The 15,979-nt window shown below is 62.3% G+C and carries 15 protein-coding genes and 1 pseudogene; 9 read left to right on the forward strand and 7 right to left on the reverse strand.

Annotated features, from left to right (window positions below):
• Positions 1-2: 2 nt before the first annotated feature.
• Positions 3-956, forward strand: coding sequence for an adenosine deaminase (locus tag L6D74_RS29280; RefSeq protein ID WP_236191578.1), 954 nt, complete (start codon positions 3-5; stop codon positions 954-956).
• A 120-nt stretch (positions 957-1,076) separates the two neighbouring features.
• On the opposite strand, the gene L6D74_RS29285 is transcribed toward L6D74_RS29280, so the two are convergent.
• The 3 genes from L6D74_RS29285 to L6D74_RS29295 all read right to left on the reverse strand — a co-directional run bounded on the left by L6D74_RS29285 (position 1,077) and on the right by L6D74_RS29295 (position 4,554).
• Positions 1,077-2,459, reverse strand: coding sequence for an MFS transporter (locus tag L6D74_RS29285; protein ID WP_236191580.1), 1,383 nt, complete (start codon positions 2,457-2,459; stop codon positions 1,077-1,079).
• A 126-nt stretch (positions 2,460-2,585) separates the two neighbouring features.
• The gene (locus L6D74_RS29290; protein ID WP_064593276.1) at positions 2,586-3,320 is read right to left on the reverse strand and encodes an ArsR/SmtB family transcription factor; all 735 of its coding nucleotides are present in this window, start codon (positions 3,318-3,320) and stop codon (positions 2,586-2,588) included.
• A gap of 304 nt (positions 3,321-3,624) precedes the next feature.
• Positions 3,625-4,554, reverse strand: a complete 930-nt coding sequence (locus L6D74_RS29295) for a LysR family transcriptional regulator (RefSeq protein WP_064593275.1) — start codon at positions 4,552-4,554, stop codon at positions 3,625-3,627.
• A gap of 117 nt (positions 4,555-4,671) precedes the next feature.
• Between L6D74_RS29295 and L6D74_RS29300 the strand changes: the two genes are divergently transcribed.
• From L6D74_RS29300 to L6D74_RS29310, 3 genes are all read left to right on the forward strand, one after another.
• A complete protein-coding gene (locus tag L6D74_RS29300) occupies positions 4,672-4,965 on the forward strand; it encodes a putative quinol monooxygenase (RefSeq protein ID WP_011332308.1) in 294 nt (97 codons plus the stop codon).
• 31 nt (positions 4,966-4,996) lie between these two features.
• Positions 4,997-6,010: a zinc-binding alcohol dehydrogenase family protein gene (locus tag L6D74_RS29305; RefSeq protein WP_236191582.1), complete on the forward strand. Its 1,014-nt coding sequence runs from the start codon at positions 4,997-4,999 to the stop codon at positions 6,008-6,010.
• A 166-nt stretch (positions 6,011-6,176) separates the two neighbouring features.
• On the forward strand, positions 6,177-6,350 hold the full coding sequence (locus L6D74_RS29310) for a hypothetical protein (RefSeq protein WP_166742328.1): 174 nt from the start codon (positions 6,177-6,179) through the stop codon (positions 6,348-6,350).
• 10 nt (positions 6,351-6,360) lie between these two features.
• On the opposite strand, the gene L6D74_RS29315 is transcribed toward L6D74_RS29310, so the two are convergent.
• Positions 6,361-7,563, reverse strand: coding sequence for a multidrug effflux MFS transporter (locus L6D74_RS29315; protein ID WP_236191584.1), 1,203 nt, complete (start codon positions 7,561-7,563; stop codon positions 6,361-6,363).
• Positions 7,564-7,666: 103 nt separating this feature from the next.
• The gene (locus tag L6D74_RS29320) at positions 7,667-7,864 is read right to left on the reverse strand and encodes a heavy-metal-associated domain-containing protein (RefSeq protein ID WP_007958490.1); all 198 of its coding nucleotides are present in this window, start codon (positions 7,862-7,864) and stop codon (positions 7,667-7,669) included.
• A gap of 148 nt (positions 7,865-8,012) precedes the next feature.
• Between L6D74_RS29320 and L6D74_RS29325 the strand changes: the two genes are divergently transcribed.
• From L6D74_RS29325 to cueR, 3 genes are all read left to right on the forward strand, one after another.
• Positions 8,013-8,396 carry a hypothetical protein gene (locus tag L6D74_RS29325; protein ID WP_064593272.1) on the forward strand — a complete coding sequence of 128 codons (384 nt, stop codon included), beginning with the start codon at positions 8,013-8,015 and terminating at the stop codon, positions 8,394-8,396.
• Between the two features lie 77 nt (positions 8,397-8,473).
• Positions 8,474-10,867 (forward strand): heavy metal translocating P-type ATPase, encoded by a 2,394-nt coding sequence (locus L6D74_RS29330; protein WP_236191586.1) that lies wholly within the window; start codon positions 8,474-8,476, stop codon positions 10,865-10,867.
• Positions 10,864-11,277, forward strand: coding sequence for a Cu(I)-responsive transcriptional regulator (cueR, locus tag L6D74_RS29335; RefSeq protein ID WP_007958485.1), 414 nt, complete (start codon positions 10,864-10,866; stop codon positions 11,275-11,277). Before L6D74_RS29330 ends, cueR begins: the two co-directional genes overlap by 4 nt.
• Here cueR and L6D74_RS29340 read toward each other — a convergent pair.
• On the reverse strand, positions 11,231-12,448 hold the full coding sequence (locus tag L6D74_RS29340) for an MFS transporter (protein WP_236191591.1): 1,218 nt from the start codon (positions 12,446-12,448) through the stop codon (positions 11,231-11,233). The two genes, cueR and L6D74_RS29340, sit on opposite strands and share 47 nt — an antisense overlap.
• Positions 12,449-12,504: 56 nt before the next feature.
• Complete coding sequence (locus L6D74_RS29345; protein WP_236191593.1) at positions 12,505-13,401, reverse strand: PA4780 family RIO1-like protein kinase; 897 nt, start codon at positions 13,399-13,401, stop codon at positions 12,505-12,507.
• Between the two features lie 597 nt (positions 13,402-13,998).
• Here L6D74_RS29345 and L6D74_RS30270 point away from each other — a divergent pair.
• Positions 13,999-14,931 (forward strand): annotated as a pseudogene (locus L6D74_RS30270) (cache domain-containing protein); the annotation flags it as partial.
• A 129-nt stretch (positions 14,932-15,060) separates the two neighbouring features.
• Positions 15,061-15,789: a methyl-accepting chemotaxis protein gene (locus L6D74_RS30275; protein WP_371320909.1), complete on the forward strand. Its 729-nt coding sequence runs from the start codon at positions 15,061-15,063 to the stop codon at positions 15,787-15,789.
• Positions 15,790-15,979: the final 190 nt, after the last annotated feature.

Genomic DNA, 15,979 nt, shown 5'->3' on the forward strand with positions numbered 1-15,979 from the left:
ATATGTACGACTGGCTCAACGCCCTGCCCAAGGCTGAACTGCACCTGCACCTCGAAGGTTCGCTGGAGCCCGAGCTGCTGTTCGCCCTGGCCGAACGCAACAAGATCGCCCTGCCGTGGAGCGACGTCGAAACCCTGCGCAAGGCTTACGCCTTCAGCAACCTGCAGGAATTCCTCGACCTGTATTACCAGGGCGCCGACGTGCTGCGCACCTCCCAGGATTTCTACGACCTGACTTGGGCCTACCTGCTGCGCTGCAAAGAACAGAACGTGATTCACACCGAACCGTTCTTCGATCCGCAGACCCACACCGACCGGGGTATCCCGTTCGAAGTGGTGCTCAACGGTATCGCCGCCGCGCTGAAGGATGGCGAGCAGCAACTGGGCATCACCAGCGGTTTGATCCTGAGTTTCCTGCGCCACCTCAGCGAAGACGAAGCACAGAAAACCCTCGACCAGGCGCTGCCGTTCCGTGATGCATTTGTCGCCGTAGGTCTGGACAGCTCCGAGATGGGTCACCCGCCGAGCAAATTCCAACGCGTGTTCGATCGTGCCCGCCACGAAGGTTTCCTGACCGTCGCCCACGCCGGTGAAGAAGGCCCACCGGAATACATCTGGGAAGCCATCGACCTGCTGAAAATCCAGCGTATCGACCATGGCGTACGCGCCATTGAAGACGAGCGCCTGATGCAGCGGATCATCGACGAGCAGATCCCGCTGACCGTGTGCCCGCTGTCGAACACCAAGCTCTGCGTGTTCGATCACATGTCCCAGCACAACATCCTCGACATGCTCGAGCGCGGCGTGAAAGTCACGGTGAACTCCGATGACCCGGCGTACTTCGGCGGTTACGTGACCGAGAACTTCCATGCGCTGCACACCCACCTGGGCATGACTCAGGATCAGGCCAAGCGTCTGGCGCAGAACAGCCTGGATGCGCGCCTGGTAAAACCGTAACAGCGCTGAAGATCCAATGTGGGAGCCAGCCTGCTGGCGATGAGGCCGTTACATTCAACATCTGTGTTGATTGAAAGTCCGCAATCGCCAGCAGGCTGGCTCCCACAATAGGATCTGTATTCAGCCAGCGACCTGAGCTTCCGTCAGCTCTTCCAGCGTCTTGCCCCGGGTCTCCATCCCGAACAGCCACACTACCCCCGCCGCAATCGCAAAGCACAGCGCTCCCAGCGCAAATACCCCGCCCTGCCCGGTGATCGGGAACACCAGCCCGGTGACCAACGGCCCGAGCAGCGAACCCACGCGCCCGATGGCCGAGGCGAACCCCGAGCCCGTCGCCCGCGCCGAGGTCGGGTACAGTTCCGGCGTGTAGGTGTAGAGCACCGCCCACATACCGAACAGGAAAAACTGCATCAACAGCCCCGTGCCGATCAGCAGCGCCACGTTGCCGCCGAACACTGCGCTCTGCCCATATAGAAACGCCATCACCCCGCCGCCGAGTAGCGTGACGATGCACACCGGCTTGCGTCCCCAGCGCTCCACCAGCCAGGCCGCCATCAGGAAACCGGGAATCCCGCCGAGGGAAATCAGCACCGTGTAATACACCGACTGGGTGACCGCAAACCCCGACTGTTGCAGCAGCGCGCTGAGCCAGGAGGTCAGGCCGTAGAAGCCGAGCAGCGCGAAGAACCAAAGGCTCCAGATCATCGTCGTGCGCCGGCGATACTGCGGCGACCAGATCTGTTTGAGCGCCGAAAGGAAATGGCCCGGCGGGGTCACGCTCCGAGGCAGACGAACCGGCGCCGGCAATGCAGCACCGCCCAGCGATGCCCGTACCCGCGCCTCGATGCCGCACAAAACCTTGTCCGCTGCGTCATGTTTGCCGGCCTGTTCCAGCCAGCGCGGCGACTCGGGAATGAAAAAGCGGATCGCCAGCACGAACACCGCCGGCACCGCCAGTACCAGAAAGATGTCGCGCCAGCCAATCAACGGCAGCAGGAAATACGACAGCACGCCCGCCGCGACAAAACCCAGAGGCCAGAAACCGTCCATCAAGGCGATATAGCGCCCGCGACGCTGGGCGGGGATCAACTCCGACAACATCGACTGAGCAATCGGAAACTCCATGCCCATGCCGACTCCCAGCAGGATGCGAAACAGCGTCAGGCTTTCGACCGTCTGCGCCGTGGAGCACAGGTAACTGGCCAGCCCCCACAGGACGATGCTCCACTGGAACACCGGTTTTCGGCCGAATCGATCAGCCAGCATCCCGGACAGCGACGCCCCCAGCACCATGCCGAAAAAGCTCGAACTGGCCAGCAGACCAGCCTCGGCGCTGCTCAGGCCGAACTCGGCTTTGATCGAGCCGAGCAGGAAGGTCATCATCGCCAGATCCATGGAGTCGAAGAAAAACGCCAGGGCGATGATGATGAAGATGATCCGGTGATAACCGCTGACTGGCAGGCGTTCCAGTCGATCTGCCGCGCTGTAGTTTCCCGTGTCCATGCCACCTCCTCAATCCGAAAAGTCCCCGGATCGAGTGTGCGCGATAGCGGTTGCGCGCCTGTGCCAGATGCGACTTGTTCGCAGCCGTTGGCGACGTTCAGGAGTACATCCGTGGAAGAAAGCGCTCTATAACGCCATTTCCAGCTCGGTTTCACAGGCAAATCGATGAATTTCCCGCTGGCCCGCCGCCGTCAGTTGCAAAGCACGGGAGTCCTTGGGCAGCACCAGCCAGCCCGACTGCATGAACAGCTGCAACAACGCCGCCCCCAGCGAGCCTCCCATGTGCGGACGACGCTCGCTCCAGTCCGGGCAAGCACACGCCACCTGGGCGTTGCGGTGAGCCAGGGCCTGGATGTAAACGCCGCGCCCGGCCAGTTGTGTCGAGCCTTTGTGCGTCACGACCACCCGGTTTTCAAGCTGCTCGATCCAGCCGGCGTCAAGCAGCCGCTGGTACAGATCGGCGGCCAGCGTGCCCCCGAGATGGTCGTCGCAAAACCGCGCGCGCAGCAGTGAAGACGGCGCGGCCTGGGGTCTGACGACCGGCGAGGCACGCTTGAACACGTCGGGGATTTCTCGCGGGGCGCTGGCCAGGGTGGCACTGGCCAGCGCCTCGATGGCCGCACCGATTTCAGGAGCCGCCAGACGAAAGAAGCGTTTGCGTCCGCGCGCCTCGACCTTCAACAGACCGCCAGCGGACAAGCGCCCCAGATGCGCACTGGCTGACGAAGGCGAAAGCCCGGCCAGCAACGCCAGCTCCTCGGTCTGCCGCGCCGAGCCATCCATCAACGCCCACATCATTGCGCTGCGTTTGGGATCGGCCAGCAACGTGGCGATCTGGCTGATGCAAGGTGCATGTTCCATGTATTCACTCCCTGTTGAATCGTATCGTCTACTGCTCATAGACATCTTGACCAGTAATCAGTCGTCGGCCAAGACGCGCAAAGTGCCTTGAGGCGAGGCACTTTGCGCGCCGCAGCGAGGAAACCGCAGTACTGTCGCGACCCTCGTTCCTGCCCCGCCGGTTCCGGTCTGATCGTTCTCTTGCCGGCCTGTCGGTGCGGGCTTCAGGCGGTCGCTAGTATAAGCGGGTTGCTCGCTGCGTCCTGCGCCGGAGTGGCCGTGGCTGGTGATTGTTCCTGAGAGAAATTTCGCTATTTACCTGCGACTAATGATCGGTCTCCAAGAAAACGGGAAATCGGCTACTCAATTCAGCGCAACGACTGGCGAGCATTTCCCTCAGAAGGTTCACTGGCTTACTCAATTGTGCGCGATGGGCGCACAGCAGATTCAGCGGAGCGCGTTCACAGAGCAGCTCCGGCAACAGCACTTTCAGTCGCCCCGCCAGTACATCACCGGCCACATCAAGCCACGACTTATAGGCGATCCCCGCGCCAGCCACCGCCCACAGACGCACCACATCGGCATCATCACTGAAGCGATCGCCACTGACGGTCAGGCTGACCTCGCGCTTGCCGTCATGAAAACTCCAGTGGTCATGCACCCGGCCACCGAGCATGTACAGCAGGCAGTTGTGCTGCGCGAGCTGTTCCAGATGCAGCGGCTCGCCGTGCCGCGCCAGGTAGAGCGGCGAAGCGCACAGTACCCGTCGGTTGTGCGGGGCAATCGGCAATGCCACCAGACTCGAATCCTCCGGCTCGCCGTAGCGCAAGGCGATGTCCACCGGCTGGCGAAACAGGTCGGCGATGCGGTCACCCAGCAGCAGTCGCACCGTCAGCTTCGGATGTTCGCGTTGAAATTCATCGAGCCACGGCAACAGCAGGTTGCGACCGAAGTCCGAAGGCGCCGACAGTTGCAGAATGCCGCTGACCTGGTCCTGCCCGCTGGCCAGCAGGCGGCGCCCCTCATCCAGGTTGCTCAACGCAGCGCGGGCGTATTCGAGAAACCCTTCACCTTCGGCCGTCAGCCGCAGACTGCGGGTGGAGCGTGCCAACAGGCGCGCGCCCAGTTGCTGCTCGATCCGCTTGAGCGCGGCACTGGCCACCGCGGCGGACATGTCCATCACCCGCGCCGCCGCCGACAGGCTGCCCAGATCCGCCGCCCGGACAAACAACTGCAAGTCATCGAAACGCAGCATCCTCAGCCTCGATTATCAAAAAAACATTGAAAGAGACTGCTCTTTTAGCCGGTTTTATCTCCGGCAGAAATAGCCAATCATGCCTTCCATCGAATTCATCCCGTCCCGGAGTCGAACATGTCCCAGCCTTTCACCGCTATTGCCACCCTGATCGCCCGACCTGGCCAGCAGGACGCTCTCGAACAGCACCTGCGCGCCCTGATCGAACCGACCCGCGCCGAAGCGGGTTGCGGTCAGTACGAACTGCATCAGGACCTGGCCAATCCACTGGCCTTCTACATGATCGAACAGTGGGCCAGCGACGAAGCCTTGCAAGCCCACGATGCCAGCGCGCATATCCAGCATTTCCGCAGCCAGGCCGAGGCGTTCCTCGAACACTTCGAACTCAAGCGCCTGCGCGTCATCGCCTGAAACCTTCCTATATTCACTTTCGGAGTTCTCCATGAAAGCTATCGCCTATTACGCCTCGCTCCCGATCAGCGACGAAAAATCCCTGCAAGACATCGAACTGCCAGAACCGGTAGCCGGCCCCCGCGACCTGCTGGTGGAAGTCAAAGCGATTTCGGTCAACCCGGTCGACACCAAGGTTCGCCAGAACGTCGCGCCGGAAGGCGGCGCCGCCAAGGTACTGGGCTGGGACGTGGCCGGTGTGGTCAAGGCCGTCGGAAGTGAAGTGACCCTGTTCAAGGCCGGCGATAAGGTGTTCTACGCCGGCTCCATTGCCCGGGCCGGTGGCAACAGCGAATTGCACGTCGTCGATGAGCGGATTGTCGGCCACATGCCGAAAACCCTCGGCTTCGCCGAAGCTGCCGCCTTGCCGCTGACCGCCATTACGGCGTGGGAATTGTTGTTCGAACGTCTGCAGATTCGCGAAGGCAACACTGACGAAGGCCAGAGCCTGCTGATCGTCGGCGCGGCCGGCGGCGTCGGTTCGATCCTCACCCAACTGGCCAGCCAGTTGACCGGACTCAAGGTGATCGGCACCGCCTCCCGCCCTGAGACCCGCGACTGGGTGACCGAGCTGGGCGCAAACCTGGTGATTGATCACAGCCAGCCGTTGAGCGAGGAACTGAAACGCGCCGGTGTGGCCCACGTGACCCACGTCGCCAGCCTGACCCAGACCGAACAGCACCTGGACCAACTGGTCGAGGCTCTGGCGCCGCAAGGCAAACTGGCGCTGATCGACGATCCGAAAGCGCTGGACGTAACCAAGCTCAAGCGCAAGAGCCTGTCGCTGCACTGGGAGTTCATGTACACCCGCTCGCTGTTCGAAACGCCGGACATGATCGAGCAGCACAAACTGCTCAATCGAGTGGCCGGGCTGATCGACAGCGGCACCTTGAAAACCACGGTCGGCGAGCACTTCGGCACGATCAACGCGAGCAACCTGCGCCGCGCCCATGAATTGCTGGAAAGCGGCAAGGCCAAGGGGAAAATTGTTTTAGAAGGTTTCTAAAACCCGCAAGGCCGCAGCCTTCGCCAGCGCCAAAAATGTCTGGCTTGGGGGCTGCGGCGCTTTTTTGCCGTCAGTCAGATGCTCGACCCTTGTCACAATTGCGATCGTATTCAGGACTACAATCGAAACCTCTGCGATGCAATCTTTTACGTACGGGAGGTCAGCAATGAAGATCCTGATAAAAGAAGTGGCAAAGTCCCAATGGCAAGTTCGTCTTGACCAGCACGCCGTGACCTTCCGCAGTGAGGCCGAAGCGCTGGCCTTCACCCGCACCCTCGAAGCGCGTCTGCACGCGCCCCATCAGATTCCCGATCCCGGCCAGCAGCGCGCTGTCGGCTGAGGCTTTCGTTTCAGTTTTCAGCCTGCGCCTTTGCCAGCGCCCGGGCATTCTGGATGCGCCGGGTGAGCATCGCTGCGCACACCACCAGCAAACCACACAGGCTGATGACCATGGCCATCGGCACGGCGGTGCCATCGTGCAGGATCCCCACCAGCGCCGAGGCCCCGGCAGCGACGCTGAACTGCAGGCTACCGAGCAAGGCTGAAGCACTGCCGGCGCGACCGCCCTGCCCGTTCATCGCACACGCCGCCGCATTGGGGCTGATGCAGCCAAGGCTGGCCACGCAGATGAACAAGGGAATCAGCAATGGCCACAGGGACTCGGTGTGCAAGGCGCTGACCGCGAGCAGCGTCAGCCCGGCACCCAGGTAAACCCAGACCGCCCGTGACAGCAGAAAGGCCGGACCGCGCTTGGCCAGCAGGCGCGCATTGACCTGTGCGACCAGAATGAACCCGGCCGCATTGGTGCCGAACAGCCAACCGAAATGTTCGGCCGGCACGCCGTACAGTTTGATGAATATGAAAGGGGAGCCGGCGATGTAGGCAAACATCCCGGCGATGGCGATACCGCCGGTCAGGGCATGGCCCATGTAGACCGGATCCGCCATTAGCCGACCGTACTGACGCAGGGCGCCGGACAACGGCTGGCGCGGAACATGCGCCGGCAGACTTTCCGGCAGGCCGAGGGCCACGGCCAGTCCGGCCAGGGCACTGAATCCGGTCAGCACCAGGAAAATCGACTGCCACCCCGTGGTGTTGACCAGCAGACCGCCGAGCATCGGCGCCAGAATCGGTGCCAGCCCCATCACCAGCATCAGCTGCGAGAACACTTTCGCCGAACCCACCGCGTCGCACTTGTCGCTGACCACCGCCCGGGCAATCACCATCCCCGCACAACCGCCCAGCGCCTGCACCAACCGTGCCGCGATGAGCCACTCCAGATTCGGCGGATAGGCGCAGGCCACTGACGCCAGCGTGAACAGCGTCAGACCGATCAGTAACGGAATCCGCCGGCCGAAGCGATCCGCCAACGGCCCGTAAGCCAGTTGACCGATGGACAGGCCGAAGAAGTAAGCCGACAGCGTCAGCTGGACGTGTTTCTCGTCGGTGCCGAACGCCAGCGCCATAGTGGGAAACGCGGGTAGATAGAAGTCGATCGCCAACGGACCGAAAGCGGTCAGGGCACCGAGAATCAGAAGGGTACGGAAGTTCATCAGGCGTCCAGGTCGGGCGGGCAGTTGAGTTGAGTGCAGCCCGACAGTCTAGCTGCGCGAGGACGCCTTGAACATTCCGGTAGCTCGCTAACTATTAAAAAGATCAGGCGAGTTTGATGGCGTAGCCTTCTTCGCTGATCGCCTCGATCACCTGCTCGGCGCTCAGCGCACTTTCGACGCCGACTTCCTTCGCCGCCAGATCGACCCGCACGCTGGCGGCCGGATCCTTGCTCTGCACCGCCTGGGTGACGGCCTTGACACAGTGACCGCAGGACATGCCTTCAACAGTGAACACTTGCATGGAATGACTCCTTTGAGTGAGGTTGCCGGCAGTTTCAGGCTTGCCACGATGGCAAGGTCAAGTTCTGCAAAAAACTGCCGGGCTGGCAATCGGCGCCGCGCTCGGCCAAGCTGCACGCATCAATGACATGAATTCAGGAGATTCAGCCATGCGCTGGTCAGCTTTCAGCCTGTTTGGCTTACTCAGCCTCTTTGCCGCGATCCCTTCGGTGCAAGCCGCCGGGGAAGATTACGGGGTGCTGATCATTTCCCGCGAGCGCCTGGAAGTGGCGACCTCCTGCGAAATCGGCGTGTACATCCAGGATCAGCTGTCGGCGCGCCTGTTTCAGGAGCAAAGCACATCGTTCAACCTGCCGCCGGGCAATGTCTCGCTGCGCCTGAAGCTGCTGCCGGGGCAAATGCCGGGTTGCAACCCGGGCATGCTCGCGCCGGGCTCGCAGGAGATCAGACTGCATGCCGGCGACATCCTGAAATTCCGCATCGCGATGAACCAGGAAGGCATGTACCTCAAGCCGACCGGTCTCGGCTACTGACACTTTCGGATTGGCGCTTGACCTTGCCAGCATGGCAAGGTTGATCCTGTAGGCATCTTCTACAGGGAGTACGACCGATGTCCGATTCCATCACCTTCGATCTGCCCATCAGCGGCATGACCTGCGCCAGTTGCGCCGGCCGTGTCGAGCGGGCGTTGAGCAAAGTCAGCGGCGCCAGTGCCGTCAGCGTCAACCTCGCCACCGAAAAGGCCCGGGTGCAGGCCCCCGGCGACAGCCTGCCGGCGCTGATGGAAGCAGTCGAACGCGCCGGTTACAGCGTGCCGCAGCAAACCGTGGAATTGAACATCGACGGCATGACCTGCGCCTCCTGCGTCGGTCGTGTCGAACGCGCCCTGAACAAGGTTGCGGGGGTGAAAAGCGTCAGCGTCAACCTCGCCAATGAACGCGCCCACCTCGAATTGCTCGGCGCGGTCGACCCGCAAACCCTGATCGCCGCCGTGAGCAAGGCCGGTTATTCGGCCAGCCTCTTCGAACTCGAACATCCACAATCCGACAATCGTCAACAGCGCCTGGACCATGAGCGCTGGGCACTGATCTGCGCCATCGCCCTCGCCTTGCCGCTGGTGCTGCCGATGCTGCTGCAACCGTTCGGCATTCACTGGATGCTGCCGGCCTGGGCGCAGTTCGCCCTCGCCACCCCGGTGCAATTCATTTTCGGCGCGCGGTTTTATGTGGCCGCGTGGAAAGCCGTGCGCGCCGGCGCCGGCAACATGGACTTGCTGGTAGCGCTGGGCACCAGCGCCGGATATGGCCTGAGTCTCTACGAATGGGCCACCGCCGACGGAGGCATGCCGCATCTGTATTTCGAAGCCTCTGCGGTAGTCATCGCTCTGGTGCTGCTCGGCAAATACCTGGAAAGCCGCGCCAAACGCCAGACCGCCAGCGCCATCCGCGCTCTGGAAGCTTTGCGGCCAGAGCGGGCAATTCAAGTCATCGATGGCCGTGAACAGGACGTCGCCATCAGCGCCCTGCGTCTTGGCGACCGAGTTCTGGTCAAGCCCGGTGAACGCTTCCCGGTAGACGGCGAAGTGCTGGAAGGCCAGAGCCATGCCGACGAAGCACTGATCAGCGGCGAGAGCCTGCCGGTGCCCAAGCAACCGGGCGACAAGGTCACCGGCGGCGCGATCAACGGCGAAGGCCGCTTGCTGGTAAGCACTACGGCGCTCGGTGCGGAAAGCGTGCTGGCGCGGATCATCCGTCTGGTGGAGGACGCCCAGGCTGCGAAAGCACCGATCCAGAAACTGGTGGATAAGGTCAGTCAGGTGTTCGTACCGACCGTGTTGCTGCTGGCCCTGGCCACGCTGATCGGCTGGTGGCTGTATGGCGCGCCGCTGGAAACCGCGTTGATCAACGCCGTCGCGGTACTGGTAATCGCCTGCCCCTGCGCCCTCGGCCTGGCGACACCGACCGCGATCATGGCCGGTACTGGAGTGGCCGCCCGTCACGGGATTTTGATTAAGGACGCCGAGGCACTGGAACGTGCCCATGAAGTCAGCGCCGTGGTGTTCGACAAGACCGGCACCCTGACCTCCGGCACGCCGCGCATCGCGCATTTCAGCGCGATCGACGGTGATGAAAACGCCCTGCTGACAGCGGCCGGCGCACTGCAACGCGGCAGCGAACATCCGCTGGCCAAAGCGGTGCTGGATGCCTGTGCCGAACGCCGTCTGAGCGTGCCGGATGTCAGCGACAGCCAGTCCCTGACCGGGCGCGGCATCTCCGGCAGCCTCCATGGTCGGCGCCTGGCGCTGGGCAACCGGCGCTTGCTGGAAGAAAGCGGTCTGAATGCCGGAGACCTGAGCGAGTCCGCCAAGGCTTGGGAAACCGAGGGTCGAACGCTGTCCTGGCTGATCGAGCAAAATCCGGCGCCCCGCGTACTCGGGCTGTTCGCCTTCGGCGACACCCTCAAGCCCGGCGCGCTGCACGCGGTGCAACAACTGGCCGCGCAGCACATCCACAGCCACCTGCTGACCGGCGACAACCGCGGCAGTGCCCGGGTGGTTGCCGAAGCGCTGGGCATCGAAAACGTCCACGCCGAAGTGCTGCCGGCGGAAAAAGCCGCCACTGTCGCCGAGCTGAAAAAAACCGGGGTCGTGGCCATGGTCGGCGACGGCATCAACGACGCACCGGCGCTGGCCGCCGCGGACATCGGCATCGCCATGGGCGGTGGCACCGACGTGGCCATGCACGCCGCCGGCATAACCCTGATGCGCGGCGATCCACGGCTGGTGCCCGCAGCGCTGGAGATCAGCCGCAAGACCTACGCGAAGATCCGCCAGAACCTGTTCTGGGCCTTCGTCTACAACCTGATCGGCATTCCGCTGGCGGCGTTCGGCTTCCTCAATCCGGTGCTGGCCGGCGCGGCGATGGCCCTGTCGAGCGTCAGCGTGGTGAGCAATGCGCTACTGTTGAAAACCTGGAAACCCGAGGATCTGGAGGACAACCGATGAACATCGGCCAAGCGGCCCGCCACAGTGGCCTGAGCGCGAAGATGATCCGTTATTACGAGTCGATCGGTCTGCTCAAGGCTGCTCATCGCACCGACAGCGGCTATCGCGTCTACGGTGACGATGACCTGCACACGCTGGCATTCATCAAGCGTTCGCGGGACCTGGGCTTTTCGCTGGAGGAAGTCGGCAAGCTGCTGACCCTCTGGCAGGATCGCCAGCGCGCCAGCGCCGATGTGAAGGCCCTGGCCCGCCAGCACATCGACGAGCTGAATCAGAAGATCCGCGAACTCGGCGAACTGCGCGACACTCTGCAGGATCTGGTCGAGCACTGCCACGGCGACCATCGCCCGGACTGTCCGATCCTCAAGGAACTGGCGTCGGGCTGCTGCGCGCAACCCGCGCGCGCCTGAGCAGCAGGATTTTCATCGACAGCACTGTGGCGAGGGGAATGCCGTGGAACAGCAGCACCACGGCACCCGGCGCCCACCACGCATGGAACGGTGCGGCGATCAGCATGCCGACGCCGAACCCGGTCATCTGCAACAGCGTCAGGAAGCTGAAGATCGGCAGGCGCAAAGGCTCCGGTTCCCGTTGCAAACGTGACATCAAGCCGACTTCCGAGAAACCGTCGCCCAACCCGGCCGGCAGCGAAAACAGCAACAGACCGACGACGCTGTGCTGCTGGAACATCAGGATGAATCCGCAGGACATCAGCAGCACGCCGCCGAAATAGCGGCGCTCCAGATGGATGTTGTCAGTGCCGTTCAGGCGACTGGCGATCCGCGCGCCGAGCAGTTTGCCGACGGCCCACACTGCGAGCATCAGGCCCAGCGTGGTGCTCGCCGAGTCCGGCGTCAGCAGTTTGGAGATGATCGGAAAACCGACGTTGTGCGCAGCGCTGCCAAGGGTGTCGGCCATGGTCACCGCCAGCATCGCGGCCACCACCGGCGCACTGCGCAACCCCTGCACCAAGGCTGACCATTCGCTGCGCTCATCGCTTGATTCGGCCAAAGGCTCCGGTGCACTGAACCGCAGCGGCGCAATCAACACCGCCGCCAACAGATAGGTCACCGCGTTCAGCGCGAATACCGTTTCAAAACCAAACCCCGCGACCAGCAACCCGGACACCAGACTGCCGCCGACCATCGCCATGGACGAGGCGGACGTGATCCAGGCATTGGTCTTGAGCAACTGCGCCGGCTCGATCAAGCGCGGCAACTGACTGTTGAGGCCGATGGCGAACATCGAATTGCCAAAGCCCAGGCCGAACGCAATCAGCGGCAGCCACAACGCTTGCTGGCTGACCGGCACGATCAGCAACAAACCGAGCACTGTGGCGCGCAATAGATCGAAGGCAATCAACGGCAAGCGACCGCTGCATCGACGATAAAACGCGGTGCCGATCAGGCTGGCAAAAATCCCGCCGCCCACGCGACTGGCGAGAAAGATCCCCACGCTCATCGCGCTGTTGCTCAGCAGGTAGACATAAGTGGCCAGCGCAACCATGTTGAGGAACGCGCCGAAATCGGAGATCAGCCGCGCCGTGATGATCAGCCGGGCATTGCGGGAAGTGCTGGTCACAATCAATCCTTGAATGTGTAAAACCCGGCCGAAGCCGGGTTTTGTTTTTCAGATGCTCACTGCATCCACGGTGGTGGCGGAGGTTCGTCGGACTTGCCCTTGGGCTCGTCGTCCGCCGCACGGATGGCTTGCTTGCGCTCCTCATCCAGACGCGCCGCTTCGATCTCGCGCAGCACCCCGCCGACATCGGCCAGGTCCTCGGGATCGTCGAACTCGCCGGTCAGCACGCTGGCCGGGTGCAACGTACCCGCTTCGTACAGCGCCCACATTTCCTTGGCGTACTTGGTCTTCTTCAACTCCGGGGCGAAGCGGCCGAAGTACGACGCCATGTTGCCGACGTCACGCTCCAGCATGCTGAACGCATGGTTGTTGCCCGCCGCGTCCACCGCTTGCGGCAGGTCGATGATGACCGGCCCCGTCGGCGTCAGCAGCACGTTGAACTCCGAAAGGTCACCGTGCACCAGACCGGTACACAACATCAGCACGATCTGCGAAATCAGGAACGCGTGATACTCGCGGGCCTGATCTGGCTCCAGCACTACGTCGTTCAGACGCGGCGCGGCATCCCCGTATTCATCGGCCACCAGTTCCATCAGCAGCACGCCTTCGAGGAAGTCGTACGGCTTGGGCACCCGCACACCCGCGCCGGCCAGACGGAACAGCGCCGCGACCTCGGCATTCTGCCAGGCGTCTTCGGTCTCTTTGCGACCGAATTTCGACCCCTTGGCCATCGCCCGGGCCTGTCGGCTGTTGCGAACCTTGCGGCCTTCCTGATATTCGGCCGCCTGGCGGAAACTGCGTTTGTTCGCCTCCTTGTAGACCTTTGCGCAACGTAACTGATTGCCGCAGCGCACCACATAAACAGCTGCTTCTTTGCCACTCATGAGTGGACGCAGCACTTCGTCGACCAGACCGTCCTCGATCAGGGGTTCAATGCGTTTTGGAGTCTTCATCAGCTTTTATTGTGGGTCCTTTATTACCAAACACGCGAATGTCATTCGTTATACGGCAATCCTCGCATCACGGGGAGGGGTTGCCGACCTGTGAACCTGTGGATGCACACACTGTGCCGGATAAATCAGGTCAATTCGCCTCTTTATCGACCGCTTCGAATCATAGCCGAGGCTGGCGAATTTATAGGCGCCAGGACTTGAGGGCATTTGCGACAGAATCTGACATCCCGCCGCACACAGCTCGTAAGAATTTTCTCTTCCGGCCTCAATTTCCCTCTTCATCAGCCGATTTCCTCTGAGACAGAGGAACTTGTCCGACAATCGTTCCAAAAAAATCTTCGATGTCGCACCCAGGGAAACGGGTGAGAAATAGGTTTTTCGGCTGCCAATAACCGCGAGTCATCTGCACTGCGTGGGCCTACAAGAAAATCTGGAGCGCGGATGAACATCAAACAGAAGTTGACCTGGGCGTTTGCAATCATCGCCTGCTTGCCCGTGGTGCTGGTCGCCACGCTGGTGGTACTGAACCTGCGCAGCGATGCCCGGGACGATTTTGTCGACAGCAGCGGGCGCGAGATCCGTCAGGTCAGCAATGCCATGCAGCTGTTTTTCGACGGCATCAGCCAGAACGTCGATTACCTGGCGGCGCAGCCGCTGGTGAAGAACGCCGACGGCAGCGTTCGCAGCCGCATGAGCGCCAACGCCGCCGATACCTCCGATGGCGAGATCGACAAGCAACTGTTTGCACTGTTCGAAGGGCTGGCCAAATCCCACCCGGCCTACTCCTACGTCTCCTATGGATTGAACAGCGGCGGCTATGCCTTCTGGCCGGGCGATCCGAAGATGGCCAACTACGACCCGCGCACCCGCCCCTGGTACAAGACGGCCATGGCCAACCCGGGCAAGACCCTGCGCACCGAGGCCTATTACTGGGCCGGCGACGACGCGGTTCTGGTCAGCACCGTGCGCGCGGTCGCCAACCAGTTGGGCGCCCAGGGTGGCGTGGTCAACATTGACGTGTCGCTCAAGCAACTGACCGAGATCGTCAAACAGATCAAGCTCGGTGAAAGCGGTTACCTGATGCTGATGGAAAACACCGGCACGGTGCTGGTCGACCCGAAACAACCGGAGCACAACTTCAAACGACTCGACAGCCTCGGCGACGGCTACGCGCAACTGGCCAAGGCCGGCAAAGGCCTGGTTGACATCGAGCTCAACGGCGAGCGCTACATGGCCAACGTCTGGCCCTCGGAGCAACTGGGCTGGACCTTTATCGGCCTGATCAAACAGAACGAAGTGATGAGTTCCGCCACTCAACTGACCTGGCTGATCGCGATCATCGCTGCAGTGCTGGCGGTGTTCTTCGCGGTGGTCGGCGCCAGTTTCGCCAGCCTCATCGTGCGGCCGATCCGCAGTGTGGCCAGCGGTCTGGAAGGCATCGCCCAGGGCGAAGGCGACCTGACCAAGAGCCTCGATATCCGTGGCAGCGACGAAACCGCGCAACTGGCCAACTGGTTCAACCAGTTCCTCACCGCGATCCGCAGCCTGATTCAGCATATCGGTGGCGCGGCCGGAAAAATCCTCGCCACTTCGCAGAGCTCGACCCGGGTCTCCGGCGACATGGCCGAAGCCGCCGGACGCCAGCGCGAAGCGGTGGACATGGTCTCGACCGCGTTCCACGAAATGGTCGCCACCGCCAACGAAGTCGCCCGCTCGTGCAGCCAGGCGGCGGAGTCGGCCGACAGCGGCCAGCGCCAGGCCCGCGAAGGTCAGCAGCAGATCGATGCGGCGGTGCACAGCGTCGATCAACTGAGCCAGGAGCTGGAGCAATCGGCGCAGTCGATGCAGCAACTGGAGCGCGACAGCAACGACATCCAGTCGATCCTCGGCACCATCCGCTCCATCGCCGAACAGACCAACCTGCTGGCGCTCAACGCGGCCATCGAAGCGGCGCGGGCCGGTGAGCAGGGTCGTGGTTTTGCGGTGGTGGCCGATGAGGTTCGCGCACTGGCCAAACGCACGGCGGATTCGACGGCGGAAATCGACGGGCTGCTGGGCAACCTGGCCAAACGCACCAGCGCGGTGACTCAGCAGATGCGCGCCAGCCTCGATGTTTCGCAGCAATCGGTGGCACGCATCGGCGAAGCGCGAGAAAGCTTCGGTCAGATCCGTGAGTCGGTGGATGTGATTCGCGACATGAACACGCAGATCGCCACGGCCGCTGAAGAGCAGCATCAGGTGGCTGAGGACATCAATCGGCATATCAGCCAGATTCATGGTGATGCGCAGTTGGTGGCGGAGCTGGCGAATTCGGCGCGGCTGGATTCACAGAGTCTGGCGGGGCTGTCGAATGAGCTGGATGGGTTGGTGCGCAGGTTCCGGACTTGAGATTGGGGGCAACCTTAAAAGCCCCCTCACCCCAGCCCTCTCCCGGGGGGAGAGGGAGCCGACCGAGTTGTCTTGCGTCATACATCGACCTGAAAAAAAGTGTCGATTATGGATTCACAACCAATCTCTCACGTCGGTGAACCTCTCCAATATCCCCCAATCAGTCCCCTCTCCCTCCGGGAGAGGGTTA

The organism is Pseudomonas pharyngis, from assembly GCF_021602345.1.
Classification (GTDB): Bacteria; Pseudomonadota; Gammaproteobacteria; order Pseudomonadales; family Pseudomonadaceae; genus Aquipseudomonas; species Aquipseudomonas pharyngis.

Excerpts from the sequence above, each read along its gene's own strand:
- L6D74_RS29280 (WP_236191578.1), top strand. The coding sequence starts at position 3 with ATGTACGACTGGCTCAACGCCCTGCCCAAGGCTGAACTGCACCTGCAC.
- L6D74_RS29285 (WP_236191580.1), bottom strand. The coding sequence starts at position 2,459 with ATGGACACGGGAAACTACAGCGCGGCAGATCGACTGGAACGCCTGCCA.
- L6D74_RS29290 (WP_064593276.1), bottom strand. The coding sequence starts at position 3,320 with ATGGAACATGCACCTTGCATCAGCCAGATCGCCACGTTGCTGGCCGAT.
- L6D74_RS29295 (WP_064593275.1), bottom strand. The coding sequence starts at position 4,554 with ATGCTGCGTTTCGATGACTTGCAGTTGTTTGTCCGGGCGGCGGATCTG.
- L6D74_RS29300 (WP_011332308.1), top strand. The coding sequence starts at position 4,672 with ATGTCCCAGCCTTTCACCGCTATTGCCACCCTGATCGCCCGACCTGGC.
- L6D74_RS29305 (WP_236191582.1), top strand. The coding sequence starts at position 4,997 with ATGAAAGCTATCGCCTATTACGCCTCGCTCCCGATCAGCGACGAAAAA.
- L6D74_RS29310 (WP_166742328.1), top strand. The coding sequence starts at position 6,177 with ATGAAGATCCTGATAAAAGAAGTGGCAAAGTCCCAATGGCAAGTTCGT.
- L6D74_RS29315 (WP_236191584.1), bottom strand. The coding sequence starts at position 7,563 with ATGAACTTCCGTACCCTTCTGATTCTCGGTGCCCTGACCGCTTTCGGT.
- L6D74_RS29320 (WP_007958490.1), bottom strand. The coding sequence starts at position 7,864 with ATGCAAGTGTTCACTGTTGAAGGCATGTCCTGCGGTCACTGTGTCAAG.
- L6D74_RS29325 (WP_064593272.1), top strand. The coding sequence starts at position 8,013 with ATGCGCTGGTCAGCTTTCAGCCTGTTTGGCTTACTCAGCCTCTTTGCC.
- L6D74_RS29330 (WP_236191586.1), top strand. The coding sequence starts at position 8,474 with ATGTCCGATTCCATCACCTTCGATCTGCCCATCAGCGGCATGACCTGC.
- cueR (WP_007958485.1), top strand. The coding sequence starts at position 10,864 with ATGAACATCGGCCAAGCGGCCCGCCACAGTGGCCTGAGCGCGAAGATG.
- L6D74_RS29345 (WP_236191593.1), bottom strand. The coding sequence starts at position 13,401 with ATGAAGACTCCAAAACGCATTGAACCCCTGATCGAGGACGGTCTGGTC.
- L6D74_RS30275 (WP_371320909.1), top strand. The coding sequence starts at position 15,061 with ATGGTCTCGACCGCGTTCCACGAAATGGTCGCCACCGCCAACGAAGTC.